The organism is Pseudomonas sp. NPDC087626, from assembly GCF_044743405.1.
In the GTDB taxonomy this organism is placed as follows: domain Bacteria; phylum Pseudomonadota; class Gammaproteobacteria; order Pseudomonadales; family Pseudomonadaceae; genus Aquipseudomonas.
In genome coordinates, this window is record NZ_JBIUWJ010000002.1 from 14564 (window position 1) to 28305 (window position 13742).

The window sequence follows — 13742 nt, forward strand, 5'->3', positions numbered from 1 at the left end:
GTTCAGTGGCTCTGCACGAAGTCCAGGAGCAAGCAGTTGACCTGCTCCGCCGCTTCCATCTGCACCATGTGCGCCTGGCCCGGCAGGATCTCGACCTGGGCTGCCAGACCTTGGCTATGGGCCGCCGGAATGATCGCGTCGTCGCTGCCCCAGATCACCAACACCGGGTGCCGGGCGTCCTGCACCACGGCACGCAGGTCGACTTGTTGCCGGCCCGCGTGAAACAGCGTGGCCGCCAGTTGCCGCAGCGCATCGTCGACCCCTTCCAGGCGCTTGTACTTGAGCATGTCTTCGAGCATCTGCCGGTTGACCAGCTCGGCGTTGGAGAACAGTTGCACCAGCGGCGCCTTGAGGGCATTGCGGTTGCCTGCTTCGATGAAGCCTTGCAGGTAGTCGCCGTTGATTTGCGGGCCCAGGCCGGCGCTGCCGATCAGGCTCAGCGAGCGCACCCGCTGGGGCGCCAGGCGCGCCGCATTCAAGGACACCGCGCCGCCCATGGAATGGCCCACCAAGTGCACCTGGGCGATATCCAGGTGATCGAGCAAGGCCAGCAGCACGCCGCTCAACTCATCCAGGTCGCCGCGTTGCAGTTGCTTGCTCGACTCGCCATGGCCGGGCAGATCCAGGGCGATCACCCGGCGTTCGGCCGCCAGGGCCTGGTGGTTGAACAGCCAGTTGTTCAGGTCGCCACCAAAGCCGTGCACCAGCACCAATGGGATACCGCCTGTGCCGCGCTCGAAGTAGCGGATCACCCGGCCATCGAGCTCGACCTTCTGCGGTTTCGGTCCCAGGTCTTCCTCGGCGCCGGCACCCGGCACGAACGCCGCCTGGAACTGCTCGACCACGGCATCGATCTCGGCCTCGCTGGCGTCGCCCTCGACCACAATCCCGAGCAAGGCACCGACGGCCAGGGTTTCGTCCTGGCGGGCGACCTGGCGTCGCAGCACCCCGGAAAACGGCGCCTCGACGCTGCTGGAGATCTTGTCGGTCTCCACGTCCAGCACTTCGTCGCCCTTGTTGATGGCTTGCCCCGGCTCCTTGAGCCAGGCATCCACCCGGCCTTCGGTCATCGACAGGCCCCACTTGGGCATGGTCAGGGTATGGATCTGGCTCATGAACGCTTGCTCCACTCAATCAGCTTGAGCACGGCGTTCTCGATCTTCGCCGCGTCAGGGATGTAGAGGTCTTCCAGGGCATCGGAAAACGGCACCGGGGTGTGCGGCGCGGTGACCATTTCAATCGGCGCCTTGAGTGCGCCGAAGGCCTTTTGCGCCACCAGCGCCGAGATGTCGGTGGCCATCGAGCAGCGCGGGTTGGCTTCGTCGATCACCACCAGGCGCCCGGTCTTCTCGACGCTTTCGAGGATGCTGTCTTCGTCCAGCGGGCTGGTGGTGCGCAGGTCGATTACCTCGCAGTCGATACCGCGCCCGGCCAGGCTGCGGGCCGCGTCCATCGCGGTGTTGACGGTGCGCCCGTAGGACACCAGGGTCACGTCCTTGCCATCGCGCAGGAAGTTGGCCTCGCCAAACGGGATGGTGTAGAGCTCTTCCGGCACGTCGCCCTGCATGCTGTAGAGCAGTTTGTGCTCGCAGAAAATCACCGGATCGTTGTCGCGAATGGCCTGGATCAGCAAGCCCTTGGCGTCGTAGGGGGACGAGGGGCAGACCACTTTCAGGCCCGGGATGTGGGTCCACAGGGAGGTGAGCATTTGCGAGTGCTGGGCAGCGGCGCGCAGCCCGGCGCCGACCATGGTGCGAATCACCAGCGGCGTGGCGGCCTTGCCGCCGAACATGTAGCGAAATTTAGCGGCCTGGTTGAGGATCTGGTCCAGGCAGCAACCGGCGAAGTCGACGAACATCAACTCACACACCGGACGCACGCCACAGGTCGCCGCCCCCACCGCCGCGCCGACATACCCCAGTTCCGACAACGGGGTGTCGAGCACCCGCCCGGGAAACTGATGATAGAGGCCCTTGGTCACGCCCAGTACGCCGCCCCAGGCATCGTTTTCGCCAGGGGCACCGGCACCGCCGGCAACGTCTTCACCCATGATGAACACGCTGGGATCGCGGCGCATTTCCTGGGCCAGGGCTTCGTTGATTGCCTGCTGATAACTGATTTTTCTCGCCATGATGAAAGTCTCGATTCTTGTTATAGGGGGGCGTTCAGGGATAGGAGACGTAGACGTCGGTCAGCAGGTCGGCCGCGCTCGGCTTGGGGTCGGACTTGGCCTTGCGCACGGCGTTCTCGATCAACGACTCGACCTCCTGGTCGATGCGGTCCAGTTGGCTGGCCTCAAGCAAGCCGGCGCGGGTGGTGCGCTCGCGAAACTGCATCAGGCAGTCGTTGTGCTCACGGAAATGCTTGACCTCGTCCGGCGCCCGATAGGTCTGGGCATCACCTTCGAAGTGTCCGTAGTAGCGGGTCAGCTTGACCTCGATCAGCGACGGCCCCTCCCCGGCCCGGGCCCGCTCCACGGCGGCGCCGGCGGCTTCGTGGACGGCAAAGAAGTCGAACCCATCCACCGTGACCCCGGGCATGCCGAAACCGGCGGCGCGGTCGGCGATATGGTCGCAGGCCACCGACCAGTTGGAGGCCGTGGCCTCGGCATAGCCGTTGTTCTCGGCAATGAACAGGCACGGCAGGTTCCACACCGAGGCCATGTTCATCGCTTCGAACACAGCCCCTTCGTTGGAGCCGCCGTCGCCGAAGAACACCACCGCAACGCTGTCGGTGCCCTTGAGCCGGGCGGCCAGCGCCGCGCCGACCACCAGCGGTGCGCCGGCCCCGACGATGCCGTTGGCGCCGAGCATGCCCTTCTCGAAGTCGGCGATGTGCATGGAGCCGCCCTTGCCCTGGCAGACCCCGGTTTTCTTGCCGTAGATCTCGGCCATCATCCCGTACACATCAACGCCCTTGGCGATGCAGTGACCGTGGCCACGGTGGTTGGAGGCAATGCAATCGTCATCGCCCAGGTGGGCCATGACCCCGGCGGCCGACGCTTCCTCGCCGGCGTACAGGTGGACAAAACCGGGAATCTCGCCGGTGGCGAATTCCACGTGCAGGCGCTCTTCGAAGGCGCGGATGGTGCGCATCACCTGGTAGGCATGCAGCAATTTTTCAGCAGTCAGCGGTGTCGACATTTTTATTCTCCAGGAGTGTCTTGGGACTGAAGGTTCACGGGGTGTTGCGGGTGTTCGCGACCGATGGCCAGCAGGCGCTCTTGCGCGACATAGGCCAGGGCCGCATGCACATCGATGCTCAGCGGGCCGCCGGCATCGAGGGTGACGGTGGGTCGGTCGTGGACGTTGAATTCGATCTCGCGCTCGCCGTCCAGGGCCAGGGTCCCGCTGGCGAGCGCCAGGCCATGGGCGACGCCGGGTTCCAGGCTGCCGGCCGCCAGCACGCCGCAGCCTTGCAGCAGGCCTGGCGCCAGCGGCACCAGCAGGGCCTCCGGGGATTGGCCATCGAGGCGCATCCAGGCCCCGCCCGGCGCCTGCCGCGACACCGGCAACCACAGCCCGCAGAGGGCCGACAGACCGATCGATTGCGGCTCGGCAAAAGTCACGAAGACTTGTGCCAGGTCCGCGGCTCGGCTAATGGCCCGGGCGCCGACGAAGGGCAATGAGGACACCGCGACATCCACCAGGGCGATCTCGCACAGGCCCCGGTTCGGCTCCCGCACCACCAGCCGCTTGTTGCGACGTAGGGCGATGGCCGGGGGAATCCGTCCGCTGGCGTACAAGCCACCGGCCAGGCCGGCACTGGTGGCTTCGCGCAGTTCCGGGAAAGCGTTGTTGGTGCCGGTAGACAGGGTCAGCATGGGGATGTCGCCGATCTCGCCGGCCACCGCCTTGTGGGTGCCGTCGCCGCCGAGCACGGCGATCAGGCTGACGCCGCGCTCGGCCATCAGGCGCGCGGCCTGGCGGGTGTCGGCGACGCTCTGGCGCAAGGTGATGTCGAGAAACTCCAGCGCCGGCCAGTGGCTCTCGCGGGCCTGGCGGCTGTGGCTGTTTTTCTGGACGGCGGCGGCGATACCGGTCATGTCGGTGGGCAGCAGCACCCGCTCGATGCCGGTGGCCCCAAAGGCGGCGAGCAGGCGCTGGATCACCGAGACCTTATCGGTACTGGAAAACAGCCCGGCATTGGCGGTCAGGCGGCGCACGTCACGCCCGGACGCCGGGTTGGCGATGATTCCCACGGTCAACGGCGGGCGGCTCATGGCGCGCTCCGGGACAGCTCAGGCACAAAGCCGCAATGGCAGGACATAAGGCACCTCGAATTATTGTTGTCAGGCTTGCCAGGGCTAGAGCAAGCCTGGTGCCAGTTTTCCAATAACCGCCGGAGAAGCCCGTTGCAGAGGCTTTTCATACGCCTGATCGCAACGCCGGGCCAGGCCCGGTTGAGACGTCGGATGTCAGGTTGCACGGGGTGGCACCGAGACCGTGAGACGTCGCGTCTCACGCGCAGCCGTGCTCCCCCTGGCGCTTGTCTGCAGGCATTGATCGGCGCTTAATGGCCGCACAACGACAAGAAGCTGGAACCGGAGGCCTGAATGCTTTCCGTACACTCGAAGGCGCACGTGGATTGCGTCAGCCGGGTCTTGAAGAACGCTGCCCATTTGCCGCAGTTGCCTGTGCCCGACCTGATCCTCGACTCCTGGCGCCGCTCCATGGAGCAACACCATCTGGACCCCGGCTCGCTGCAGGGGCCACGGATCCTTTCGCACAACGTGCTGCAGGAATGCCGTGAGCGCTCGGAGCTGTTCTTGCGCATCGCCAGCGAAGAAGTCGCCCGCCTCCACGGCCGCGTGCGGGATGCCGACTACTGCGTGCTGCTCACCGATGCCCAGGGCCAGACCATCGACTACCGGGTCGAAAGCACGATCCGCAACGATTGCCAGAAAGCCGGCCTGTACCTGGGTACCTGCTGGTCGGAGGGCGAAGAAGGCACCTGCGGCGTGGCCGCGGTACTCACCGCCCGCACCCCGGTGACGGTGCACAAGCGCGACCACTTTCGGGCGGCCTTTATCGGCCTCACCTGCTCCGCGGCACCGGTGTTCGACCCTCAGGGTGAGTTGCTCGGGGTGCTTGATGTATCGGCCGTGCGCTCGCCGGACGAGCGTCGTTCCCAGCACCTGATCCGGCAGATGGTGGTGCAGAGCGCGCGGGAAATCGAACAAGCGTTTTTCATGAACAGCGTCCAGGGCTACTGGGTGCTGCGCGCGCACCGCAGCCCGGGGTACGTCGACAGCCAGCCCGATTACCTGCTGGCCTGGGACGACGACGGTCGCCTGCAAGCGCTCAACCCGGCGGCGCGCCAATGGCTGCTGCACGGCTTAGGCCGGCTGCCGGAACACATCGGCCAGGTGTTCGATCAAGCACAGCTGCAGGCCGCCCGCGACGAATCGCTGTGCCTGTTGCACCACCAGGCGGGCACCCAGGCCTTGCACGGACGCCTGAGCGCGCCCCGCCGCAGCAACCGCAGCCGCCAGCGCCTGGTGTTGAGCCCGGCCGAACTGGACCCGCGCCTGGCCGAGAGCCTGCGCCTGGCGGTACGGGTCAAGGACCGCAACCTGCCGGTGCTGATCCAGGGTGAGACCGGCTCGGGCAAGGAAGTCTTCGCCCGCCAATTGCACCAGGCCAGCCAACGCCGGGAGCAACCCTTCGTCGCGATCAACTGTGCGGCCATCCCGGAAAGCCTGATCGAGAGCGAGTTGTTCGGCTACGTCGCCGGGGCCTTTACCGGGGCCTCGCACAAGGGCATGCCCGGTCTGCTGCAACAGGCCGATGGCGGCACGCTGTTCCTCGACGAGATCGGCGACATGCCCCTGGCACTGCAGACCCGCCTGCTGCGGGTGCTGGCGGAAGGCGAAGTGGCCCCCCTGGGCGCTTCACGGCGCAAGGCGGTGGACCTGCAGGTGATCTGCGCCAGTCACCGTGACCTGGAAAGCCTGGTGGCCGCCGGCGAGTTCCGCGAGGACCTGTACTTTCGCCTGGGGGGCGCGCGTTTCCAGTTGCCCCCGCTGCGCGAACGCAGTGACCGCCTGGCCTTGATCAACCGGATCCTCGCTGAAGAGTCGAGCCACTGCGCTACTACCCTGCAACTGGGCAGCGCCGCCCTGGAGTGCCTGCTCGGCTATCGCTGGCCAGGCAATGTCCGGCAGTTGCGCCACGTGCTGCGCTACGCCTGCGCGGTGTGCGAAGGGCCGCTGATCCAGCCCGGCCACCTGCCCGAACCCCTGCACAGCCAGGGCCTGCTCGGCCCGGTGCTCGAGGATGCCCGGGAGCTCGAGCCCAGCCCGCAACGCCAGGCCCTGATCGACGCCCTGATCCGTCACCGCTGGAAACCCACAGCCACCGCCAAGGCCCTCGGCATCTCCCGGGCAACCCTGTACCGCCGGGTGCACCAGCATGGCATCGAGATGCCGGGGAGAAGCCCAGCCTGAATCCCGCATACAGCGTTCAAACCTGTGGGAGCGAGCTTGCTCGCGATGGCGGTGTGTCAGGCGACATTGATGTTGAATGCACTGGCCCCATCGCGAGCAAGCTCGCTCCTACAGGGGGGGTGGCGGCTTGCAGATTTTGCATGCCCCAGACACCTGGTCATATCTGGAAACATCCGCCCAATTGCCAACACCCCCCACCTCTGTTTGCATCCGCGCTCAATTCTGTCAGTCGGGTCAAGGAGACAATCGATGAAAACCCTGGTGGTCGGTGCTAGCAAAGGATTGGGCAGAGCCTTGATCGAGGGCCTGGGGGAGCCCGGGGACACGCTGATCGGGGTTTCCCGCAGCCGCCCGGAAAACCTGCTGCCCCTCGCTGGAGTGCAGGTGCGTTGGCTGGAAGCCAACCTCGGCGAACCGGCCGAGGCAGCCCGGGTCATCGAGCAGGCGGTGGCTGCCGACGGCCTCGACACCCTGGTCTACAACCTGGGCATCTGGGAAGAGCGCGCGTTTGATCCGGCCTACAGCTTCCTTGCCGATGACGACCAGCAACTGCAAGCCATCGTCAGTTGCAACATCACCGCGCCTATCCTGCTGATCAAACGCCTGCTGCCGCTGCTGCTGAAAAGCCCAAACCCACGGATCATCCTCACCGGCTCGACCTCCGGCCTGGCACAAAGTGGTCGTCCGGAAGTGGCCTTCGGCGCCTCCAAGTTTGCCCTGCACGGGATCGCCGATGCACTGCGCGAAGGCTACCGTCAGCAACGCCTGGCGGTCACCTGCCTGAACCTGGGCTACCTGAACACCGACGACCCGCTCAGCACGCCTCGCGAGTTGGCCGAGCAGCGTGGCGAAGGCCAGTTGATTCCGGTCCACGACGTGGTGCAGGTAGTGCGCATGGTGCTGAGCCTGTCCGCGGCCAGCTACGTCAAGGACATTACCCTGCCGGCCCTGCTGGATGAGCGCTTCTGAAATGATCAGGATCAGTACCCCGCAGGACACCGACGCGGTCCTGGATATCTGGCTGTCAGCTTCTATCCAGGCCCACGATTTTATCGACGCCTCGTTCTGGTTATCCCAGGTCGACGCCATGCGCACGCTTTACCTGCCAGCCTCAGAGGTCTACGTGTTCGAGCGTGACGGTGGGGTAGTCGGCTTCCATGCGCTGCACGGTGACAATTTGGCCGCCCTGTTTGTCGCGCCGGCATTGCAAGGCCAGGGCATTGGCAGCCAGTTGCTCGCCCATGCGAAAAACCAGAGAGCCGTGCTGAACCTGTCGGTTTACCAGGAGAACCAGGCCAGTTGTCGGTTCTATCTGGCCCAGGGCTTCGTCGTGGTCAGCGAGCAGACGGACGCACACACCGGCCACCGCGAATACAGCATGCGTTGCGGCGGCCAATAACCGCCAGGCAGGCTCAGCGCTCCGACATCACCACCATCACTTCGGCATCCGCCCCGTCGTCGCTTTGCGCCAGGTAGATATGACCAATGGCGCTGTTGAAATAGGCGGTTTCGCGGCAGCCGATGCTGATGGACTCGCCGGTTTCGAACTGGATGCGCACCCGCCCGCTGAGCACCAGGGCAAACTCTTGCCCGGGGTGGCGGATGTAGTCGTCGAACTGGGTCAGTTCCCGGGCAAAGATCCGCGCGTACATCGGCGTCATGCTGCGCCCGGGGAAATCGCCGGCCATCGGGTGGTAGTCGTAGTTGCCGGTGCTGTAGCCCGCGGCACTGTCGATGGCCGTGCTGACCACTGTCGGTTGCACCAGGTCCGTACGGTCCTTGGCCGGGCTGAACAACTGGGCAATGTCGACGCTCAGGGCACGCGCCGCCGCCGCAAGTTTTTCGTAGCTCACCGAGACTTGGGCCAACTCCATTTTCGACAGGGTCGACAAGGCCACGCCTGAACGTTCGGACAATTGCTTGAGGGTCAACTTCTGGAGTTTGCGGATCGCCCGCAGGCGTGCGCCAACCTGGGCTCGGTCAATCAGCGGATGGGCCTGGGTATTGGAGGCGAGCGGTGGGCGGCTGGAACTCATGCAGTCTCTCTGTCATACCAATTTTCAGGCCCTGGGGAGCCGGGCCGGATGCGTGGCGCGATATTACCTCAAGGCAATGGCTTGACTGGCAAATTCTCATATCTTACATTTCTCTTATGTGAGAATTTATCCAGCCGGTGCGGGCGTCGTCATTTCTCCCCCCACCCACCACGGAGGTCCTTGGGCATGCACGACAGCGATTGTTTCGATTTCGTTATCATCGGCGGCGGTATTGCAGGGGCCTCCCTGGCCTATCGCCTGGCGGGACAGGCCAGTGTGCTGGTCCTGGAACGCGAGTCGCAGCCCGGCTATCACGCCACCGGCCGCTCCGCCGCAATGTTCATGGAAGCCTACGGCACCCCGCAGATCCAGGCGCTGACCCGTGCCAGCCGGGCGTTCTACGAACAACCGCCGGCAGGGTTTACGGAACATCCGCTGCTGGAACCCCGGGGCTGCCTGTACATCGCCAGCCCGCAACAACAGCCCCTGCTCGAACAAACCTATGCCAGCCTGCGCAGCTGCGCGGCCAATGTGTCCTTGATCGACGCCGAGCAAGCCCTGGCCCTGGTGCCGTGCCTGCGGGCCGAGGCAATCGGCGGGGCGATCCTCGAAACCGATGCCCGAGACCTCGATGTGCACGCCTTGCACCAGGGTTTTCTGCGGGCCATGCGCCGCGCCGGCGGTGAACTGATGTGTGATGCCGAACTGTGTGCAGCCAATCGAGAAGGCGATGCCTGGGCCCTGACCCTGGCCGACGGCCGTCAAGTGCGTGGGCGAACCCTGGTCAACGCGGCCGGCGCCTGGGCTGACCAGGTGGCGCAGCAGTGCGGTGTGGCCCCGATTGGCCTGCAGCCGTGCCGGCGCAGCGCCTTTACCTTCGACGGCCCCACAGACACCGACTTCTCCCGCTGGCCCGCGGTGATCGGCATCGACGAGAGTTTCTACTTCAAGCCCGATGCCGGTCAGTTGCTGGGCTCGCCGGCCAACGCCGACCCCGTACACGCCCAGGACGTGATGCCCGAAGAGCTGGACATCGCCACCGGGATCTATCACATCGAAGCCGCCACCTCTTTGCAGATTCGTCGCCCGCGCCACAGCTGGGCCGGCTTGCGCTCCTTCGTCGCCGATGGCGACCTGGTGGTCGGCTGGGACGATCAATGCGCAGGCTTCTTCTGGCTGGCGGCCCAGGGCGGCTATGGCATCCAGTCCGCCGCCGCGGTCTCGCAACTGGCCTGCGCCCTGCTGCTGGATCAACCCTTGCCCGACCACCTGCACCAGCAAGGCGTCGATCCCCTGCGCCTGGCGCCGGCGCGCTTGCGTTAATCACTCACCCAACAACCGAGGTTCCGTGCCATGTCCAACACTCTCCAGCGCTACCCCAGCACCCTGCCCTACCCCTTCTCCAAGGCGATCCGGGTTGGCGATTTACTGTTCCTTTCCGGGCAGATCCCGATGACCGCCGAAGGGCAAGTGGTGCGCGGCGATATCGCCACGCAAACCGCCGCCGTGATGACCCGCATCGGCGAAACCCTGGCCGAATGCGGCGTGGGCTTCGACCAGGTGGTCAAGGCCACGGTCTGGCTGTCGGACATGCAGCATTTCGCCGGTTTCAACCAGGAGTACCAGCGTCACTTCAGCAACGGCTTCCCGGTGCGCTCCACCGTTAGCGCCGGCCTGGCGCTCGGCGTCGACGTGGAAATCGAAGTCCAGGCCTGGGTCGGCGCAACCGCCTGAACCACCCCGGCCAAGCAGCAGTGCAATACCCCGTAGAGGCTCAACGAAGCCCATAACAACAATAGATCGAGGGAATTGGTCATGAAAGAAAGTCTGAAAATCGCCGGTGCATTTGTCGGTGTCATCGTCGGCGCGGGGTTTGCCTCGGGCCGGGAGCTGTTGTTGATGTTCGTCGACTTCGGCCTCTGGGGCCTGCTCGGCGCGGTGGTCAGCGCCGCGCTGTTCACCTTCCTCGGCATGGCGCTGGCCGGCATGGGCAGTCGTTTGCAGGCGACCTCCCACAAAGACATGGTGTACGCCTTGTGCGGCCGCTACCTGGGGACCTTTGTCGACCTGATGATCACCTTCTTCATGTTCGCCGTGACCGTGGTCATGCTGGCAGGCGGGGGGGCGTTGCTGGAGCAGCAGTTCGGCATTCCGGCGGTGCTCGGCAGTGTCCTGGTGACCCTGATCGTGGTCGCGGTGGTGTGCCTGGACGTGCACAAGGTGATCGGCATGATCGGTGCTGCGACGCCCTTTCTGATTCTCACCGCAGTGGCAGTGGCACTGTATGGCGTGGCCAGCCGCGACCTGGAATTCGCCCAGCTCGATCAGTTGGCCAGCCAGCAACAGGCCGGTGCCAGCCATTGGTTGCTGGGGGCATTGCTCTATGTGTCGTACAACATTGTGGCGGGGGTGCCGATCCTGGCGATCATGGGCGGCGCGGCGAAAACCGAAAAGCAGGCGGTCTGGGGCGGCATCCTTGGTGGTGCGGCGCTGGGTCTGCTAATGCTGGTGATGAGCCTGGGCCTGCTGTCGCGCCTGGACAGCGTGGCGGACCTGCCGATGCCGATGCTGTCGATCGCCACCGAGATCTCTCCGGCGCTGGGGTTGCTGATGGCGTTGATCATTTTTTGCATGATCCTCAACACCGCTGTCGGCACGCTCTACTCCTTCTCGGCCCGCCTGCTGCCTGCCGGCACTCGCAAGTTCCGCATCGGCTCGGCCGCGGCCGGCGCCCTGGCCTTCGTGGGCAGCCTGGTGGGTTTCATCAGCCTGGTGGGCCAGGTGTATCCGCTGTTCGGCTACCTGGGCTTCCTGCTGATCGCCGCCGTCCTGATCGGCTGGCTACGCCGAGACCGCCTCGCAGCGGCCACGGTGTAAGGGCTTTTGTAGGAGCGGGTGCCCGCTTGCGGCCTGCTCGCGATGGCCTGGAAAACACCGCGTACACCCTGAATGCACGCGATATCGTTAACGACCATCGCCGGCAAGCCGGCTCCCACAGGGTTTGCGGCGTATCCGAGGTTGGTGTTGGCCTGCGATGGCCTGAAGAGCACCGCGTGCACCCTGAATGCATGCGATATCGTTAACGACCATCGCCGGCAGGCTCCCACAACGCGGCCCTAGCGCTTGACCTTCACCCAGGCCATCAACAGGGCCGACGACAGCACCCCGGCCGTCATGAAGATGTAGGCCGCGCCGGGGTTGCCGGTCAGGCCGATCAGGTAGCCGACGATCCATGAGCCGATAAAGGCCCCCAGGGCGCCGCACGCATTGATCAGGCCGATGGCCCCGCCGAACACGTTGGCCGGCAGGATCTCCGGGATCAGCGCGAAGAACGGACCGTATGGGGCATACAGCGCGGCACCGGCAAGGGTCAGCAAGGCAAACGACCACCAGAAATGACTGGAGCCCAGCAGGTAGGAGCAGAAGAAAGCCAGTGCCCCCAGGGCCAGCAGCGGCCAGACGAAATGCTTGCGCTGCTGGGATTTATCCGAGGCCCAGGACACCGCCAGCATGGTGCCAACCGCCGCGACATAGGGCACCGCACTCAACCAGCCAACCGTGACGATGTCCGCCGCAGCCGCCTGCTTGATGATGGTCGGCAGCCACATGATGAAGCCATAGACCCCGATGCTCCACAGCGCATGGACGCAGCACAGCTGAATCACGATCGGGCTGGTGAACGCCTGGCGGTAGTTGCGCACCACTGGCATGCCTTTCTGTTCTTCGGCCAGGGTCGCGGCCAACTGGTCTTTTTCCTGACGGCTGAGCCAGTCGACCTGCTCGGGTTTGTCCCGCGCCAGGCGCCACCAGACAAACGCCCACAGCACGGCAGGCGCGCCTTCGATGACGAACATTTCGCGCCAGCCCCAGGCGTGGATCAGGTAGCCCGAGACCACCGACATCCACAGCACCGTCACCGGATTGCCCAGCACCAGGAAGGTATTGGCCCGCGAGCGTTCCTTGCGGGTGAACCAGTTGCTGATGAAAATCAGCATCGCCGGCATAACCGCCGCTTCAACAATTCCCAGCGAAACCCGGATGATCATCAGCATCGGTATGTTGGTCACCAGCCCCGTGGCCATGGCGCAGAAGCCCCACAGGATCAGGCTCCAGAACACCAGTTTGCGCACGCTGTATTTCTGCGCGTAGATCGCCCCCGGCACCTGGAAGAAAAAGTAGCCAAGAAAGAACAAGGCACCGATCAACGACGAGGTGCTCTTGGTGATCCCCAGGTCCTGCTCGATCCCGGCGGCACTGGCAAAGCCATAGTTGGCGCGGTCCAGGTAGGCCAGGCTGTAGGTGATGAATATCAGCGGAATCAGGTACCACCAGCGTTTGCTGGCAAAGCCCTGGACCTTGGTCTGCTGAACGCTGTTATCGGTCAGCGGCAGTAACGACTCTTTGAGTGCACTCATGGGTGTCCCCTGTTGTTGTTTTTATAACGACGGGTGTTCGGTTCAGACCACGCTGGTCAAGCCACCATCGACGAATAGCGTCTGGCCATTGATGAAGTCAGAAGCCGGTGAAGCAAGGAAGACCGCCGCGCCACACAACTCCTCGACCCGCCCCCAACGTCCGGCCGGCGTGCGTTTGCACAGCCACTGGGAGAACTCCTGGTTGTCCACCAGCGCGCGGTTCATCTCGGTAGCGAAGTAACCAGGGGCCAGGCCATTGGCCTGGATGCCGTGGCGCGCCCATTCGGCGCACATGCCCTTGGTGAGCATTTTCACCGCGCCCTTGGCGGCGGCGTAGGGCGCAATGGTCGGCCGCGCCAGCTCGCTCTGCACCGAGCAGATGTTGATGATCTTGCCGCGACCGCGGGCAATCATGTGCCGGGCGACGGCCTGGGAGACATGGAACACCCCGTCCAGGTTGACCCGCATCAGCTCGTGCCAGTCGTTGGGGTCGAAATCCTCCAGCGGTGCACGGCGCTGGATCCCGGCGTTGTTGATCAGGATATCGATGGCCCCGCTGTTCGCTTCGAGGTGGTTGATCGCCTCCAGGAGCTGGACCCGATCGGTGACGTCGAACACGGCAAATTCGGCCTCGATCCCTTCCTCTCGCAGTTGGCTGGCAACCAAGCGTGCCTTGTCAGCATTGCGATCATTGATCACCACCCTGGCGCCCGCAGCACCCAGACCCCGGGCCAATTCCAGGCCAATACCCTTGCCTGAACCGGTGATCAGCGCCCTGCGCCCGTCCAGTCGAAAGCTGTCGCTGGTGAATCCCATACTGTTCTCCGTCAATGGCCCTTTGTT

General features: G+C 64.8%; 13 protein-coding genes. 6 read left to right on the forward strand and 7 right to left on the reverse strand.

All coding sequences use genetic code 11. From position 1 onward, the window contains the following. Positions 1-2: 2 nt before the first annotated feature. Genes ACIOVD_RS01790 through ACIOVD_RS01805 form a run of 4 tightly spaced genes read right to left on the reverse strand, consistent with a single transcriptional unit; the run spans position 3 to position 4222 of the window. On the reverse strand, positions 3-1115 hold the full coding sequence (locus tag ACIOVD_RS01790; protein WP_401125736.1) for an acetoin dehydrogenase dihydrolipoyllysine-residue acetyltransferase subunit: 1113 nt from the start codon (positions 1113-1115) through the stop codon (positions 3-5). Continuing rightward, a complete protein-coding gene (locus ACIOVD_RS01795; protein WP_095170159.1) occupies positions 1112-2131 on the reverse strand; it encodes an alpha-ketoacid dehydrogenase subunit beta in 1020 nt (339 codons plus the stop codon). Before ACIOVD_RS01795 ends, ACIOVD_RS01790 begins: the two co-directional genes overlap by 4 nt. Positions 2132-2165: 34 nt before the next feature. Further along, positions 2166-3143 carry a thiamine pyrophosphate-dependent dehydrogenase E1 component subunit alpha gene (locus tag ACIOVD_RS01800; RefSeq protein WP_159995184.1) on the reverse strand — a complete coding sequence of 326 codons (978 nt, stop codon included), beginning with the start codon at positions 3141-3143 and terminating at the stop codon, positions 2166-2168. 2 nt (positions 3144-3145) lie between these two features. Further along, positions 3146-4222, reverse strand: a complete 1077-nt coding sequence (locus ACIOVD_RS01805) for an ATP-NAD kinase family protein (RefSeq protein WP_401125739.1) — start codon at positions 4220-4222, stop codon at positions 3146-3148. A gap of 333 nt (positions 4223-4555) precedes the next feature. On the opposite strand from ACIOVD_RS01805, the gene ACIOVD_RS01810 reads away from it, so the two are divergent. From ACIOVD_RS01810 to ACIOVD_RS01820, 3 genes are all read left to right on the forward strand, one after another. After that, on the forward strand, positions 4556-6448 hold the full coding sequence (locus tag ACIOVD_RS01810; RefSeq protein ID WP_401125741.1) for a sigma-54-dependent Fis family transcriptional regulator: 1893 nt from the start codon (positions 4556-4558) through the stop codon (positions 6446-6448). A 249-nt stretch (positions 6449-6697) separates the two neighbouring features. Beyond that, entirely contained in the window at positions 6698-7417 is a 720-nt protein-coding gene (locus ACIOVD_RS01815) for an SDR family oxidoreductase (RefSeq protein ID WP_320334260.1), read from the forward strand. Position 7418: 1 nt separating this feature from the next. Continuing rightward, positions 7419-7847, forward strand: coding sequence for an N-acetyltransferase (locus ACIOVD_RS01820; protein WP_401125744.1), 429 nt, complete (start codon positions 7419-7421; stop codon positions 7845-7847). A 13-nt stretch (positions 7848-7860) separates the two neighbouring features. Here ACIOVD_RS01820 and ACIOVD_RS01825 read toward each other — a convergent pair whose 3' ends face one another. After that, positions 7861-8484: a helix-turn-helix domain-containing protein gene (locus ACIOVD_RS01825; RefSeq protein WP_095170153.1), complete on the reverse strand. Its 624-nt coding sequence runs from the start codon at positions 8482-8484 to the stop codon at positions 7861-7863. A 186-nt stretch (positions 8485-8670) separates the two neighbouring features. Between ACIOVD_RS01825 and ACIOVD_RS01830 the strand changes: the two genes are divergently transcribed. The 3 genes from ACIOVD_RS01830 (at position 8671) to ACIOVD_RS01840 (ending at position 11361) form a co-directional block, all read left to right on the forward strand. Further along, the gene (locus ACIOVD_RS01830) at positions 8671-9807 is read left to right on the forward strand and encodes an FAD-binding oxidoreductase (RefSeq protein ID WP_159995176.1); all 1137 of its coding nucleotides are present in this window, start codon (positions 8671-8673) and stop codon (positions 9805-9807) included. Positions 9808-9837: 30 nt separating this feature from the next. After that, positions 9838-10218, forward strand: coding sequence for a RidA family protein (locus ACIOVD_RS01835; protein ID WP_401125747.1), 381 nt, complete (start codon positions 9838-9840; stop codon positions 10216-10218). Positions 10219-10299: 81 nt separating this feature from the next. Then, positions 10300-11361, forward strand: a complete 1062-nt coding sequence (locus tag ACIOVD_RS01840) for a hypothetical protein (RefSeq protein ID WP_401125749.1) — start codon at positions 10300-10302, stop codon at positions 11359-11361. A 239-nt stretch (positions 11362-11600) separates the two neighbouring features. Here ACIOVD_RS01840 and ACIOVD_RS01845 read toward each other — a convergent pair whose 3' ends face one another. Beyond that, positions 11601-12899 (reverse strand): MFS transporter, encoded by a 1299-nt coding sequence (locus tag ACIOVD_RS01845; protein ID WP_095170149.1) that lies wholly within the window; start codon positions 12897-12899, stop codon positions 11601-11603. A 42-nt stretch (positions 12900-12941) separates the two neighbouring features. Beyond that, entirely contained in the window at positions 12942-13715 is a 774-nt protein-coding gene (locus ACIOVD_RS01850; RefSeq protein ID WP_401125752.1) for an SDR family NAD(P)-dependent oxidoreductase, read from the reverse strand. Positions 13716-13742: the final 27 nt, after the last annotated feature.

Excerpts from the sequence above, each read along its gene's own strand:
- ACIOVD_RS01790 (WP_401125736.1), bottom strand. The coding sequence starts at position 1,115 with ATGAGCCAGATCCATACCCTGACCATGCCCAAGTGGGGCCTGTCGATG.
- ACIOVD_RS01795 (WP_095170159.1), bottom strand. The coding sequence starts at position 2,131 with ATGGCGAGAAAAATCAGTTATCAGCAGGCAATCAACGAAGCCCTGGCC.
- ACIOVD_RS01800 (WP_159995184.1), bottom strand. The coding sequence starts at position 3,143 with ATGTCGACACCGCTGACTGCTGAAAAATTGCTGCATGCCTACCAGGTG.
- ACIOVD_RS01805 (WP_401125739.1), bottom strand. The coding sequence starts at position 4,222 with ATGAGCCGCCCGCCGTTGACCGTGGGAATCATCGCCAACCCGGCGTCC.
- ACIOVD_RS01810 (WP_401125741.1), top strand. The coding sequence starts at position 4,556 with ATGCTTTCCGTACACTCGAAGGCGCACGTGGATTGCGTCAGCCGGGTC.
- ACIOVD_RS01815 (WP_320334260.1), top strand. The coding sequence starts at position 6,698 with ATGAAAACCCTGGTGGTCGGTGCTAGCAAAGGATTGGGCAGAGCCTTG.
- ACIOVD_RS01820 (WP_401125744.1), top strand. The coding sequence starts at position 7,419 with ATGATCAGGATCAGTACCCCGCAGGACACCGACGCGGTCCTGGATATC.
- ACIOVD_RS01825 (WP_095170153.1), bottom strand. The coding sequence starts at position 8,484 with ATGAGTTCCAGCCGCCCACCGCTCGCCTCCAATACCCAGGCCCATCCG.
- ACIOVD_RS01830 (WP_159995176.1), top strand. The coding sequence starts at position 8,671 with ATGCACGACAGCGATTGTTTCGATTTCGTTATCATCGGCGGCGGTATT.
- ACIOVD_RS01835 (WP_401125747.1), top strand. The coding sequence starts at position 9,838 with ATGTCCAACACTCTCCAGCGCTACCCCAGCACCCTGCCCTACCCCTTC.
- ACIOVD_RS01840 (WP_401125749.1), top strand. The coding sequence starts at position 10,300 with ATGAAAGAAAGTCTGAAAATCGCCGGTGCATTTGTCGGTGTCATCGTC.
- ACIOVD_RS01845 (WP_095170149.1), bottom strand. The coding sequence starts at position 12,899 with ATGAGTGCACTCAAAGAGTCGTTACTGCCGCTGACCGATAACAGCGTT.
- ACIOVD_RS01850 (WP_401125752.1), bottom strand. The coding sequence starts at position 13,715 with ATGGGATTCACCAGCGACAGCTTTCGACTGGACGGGCGCAGGGCGCTG.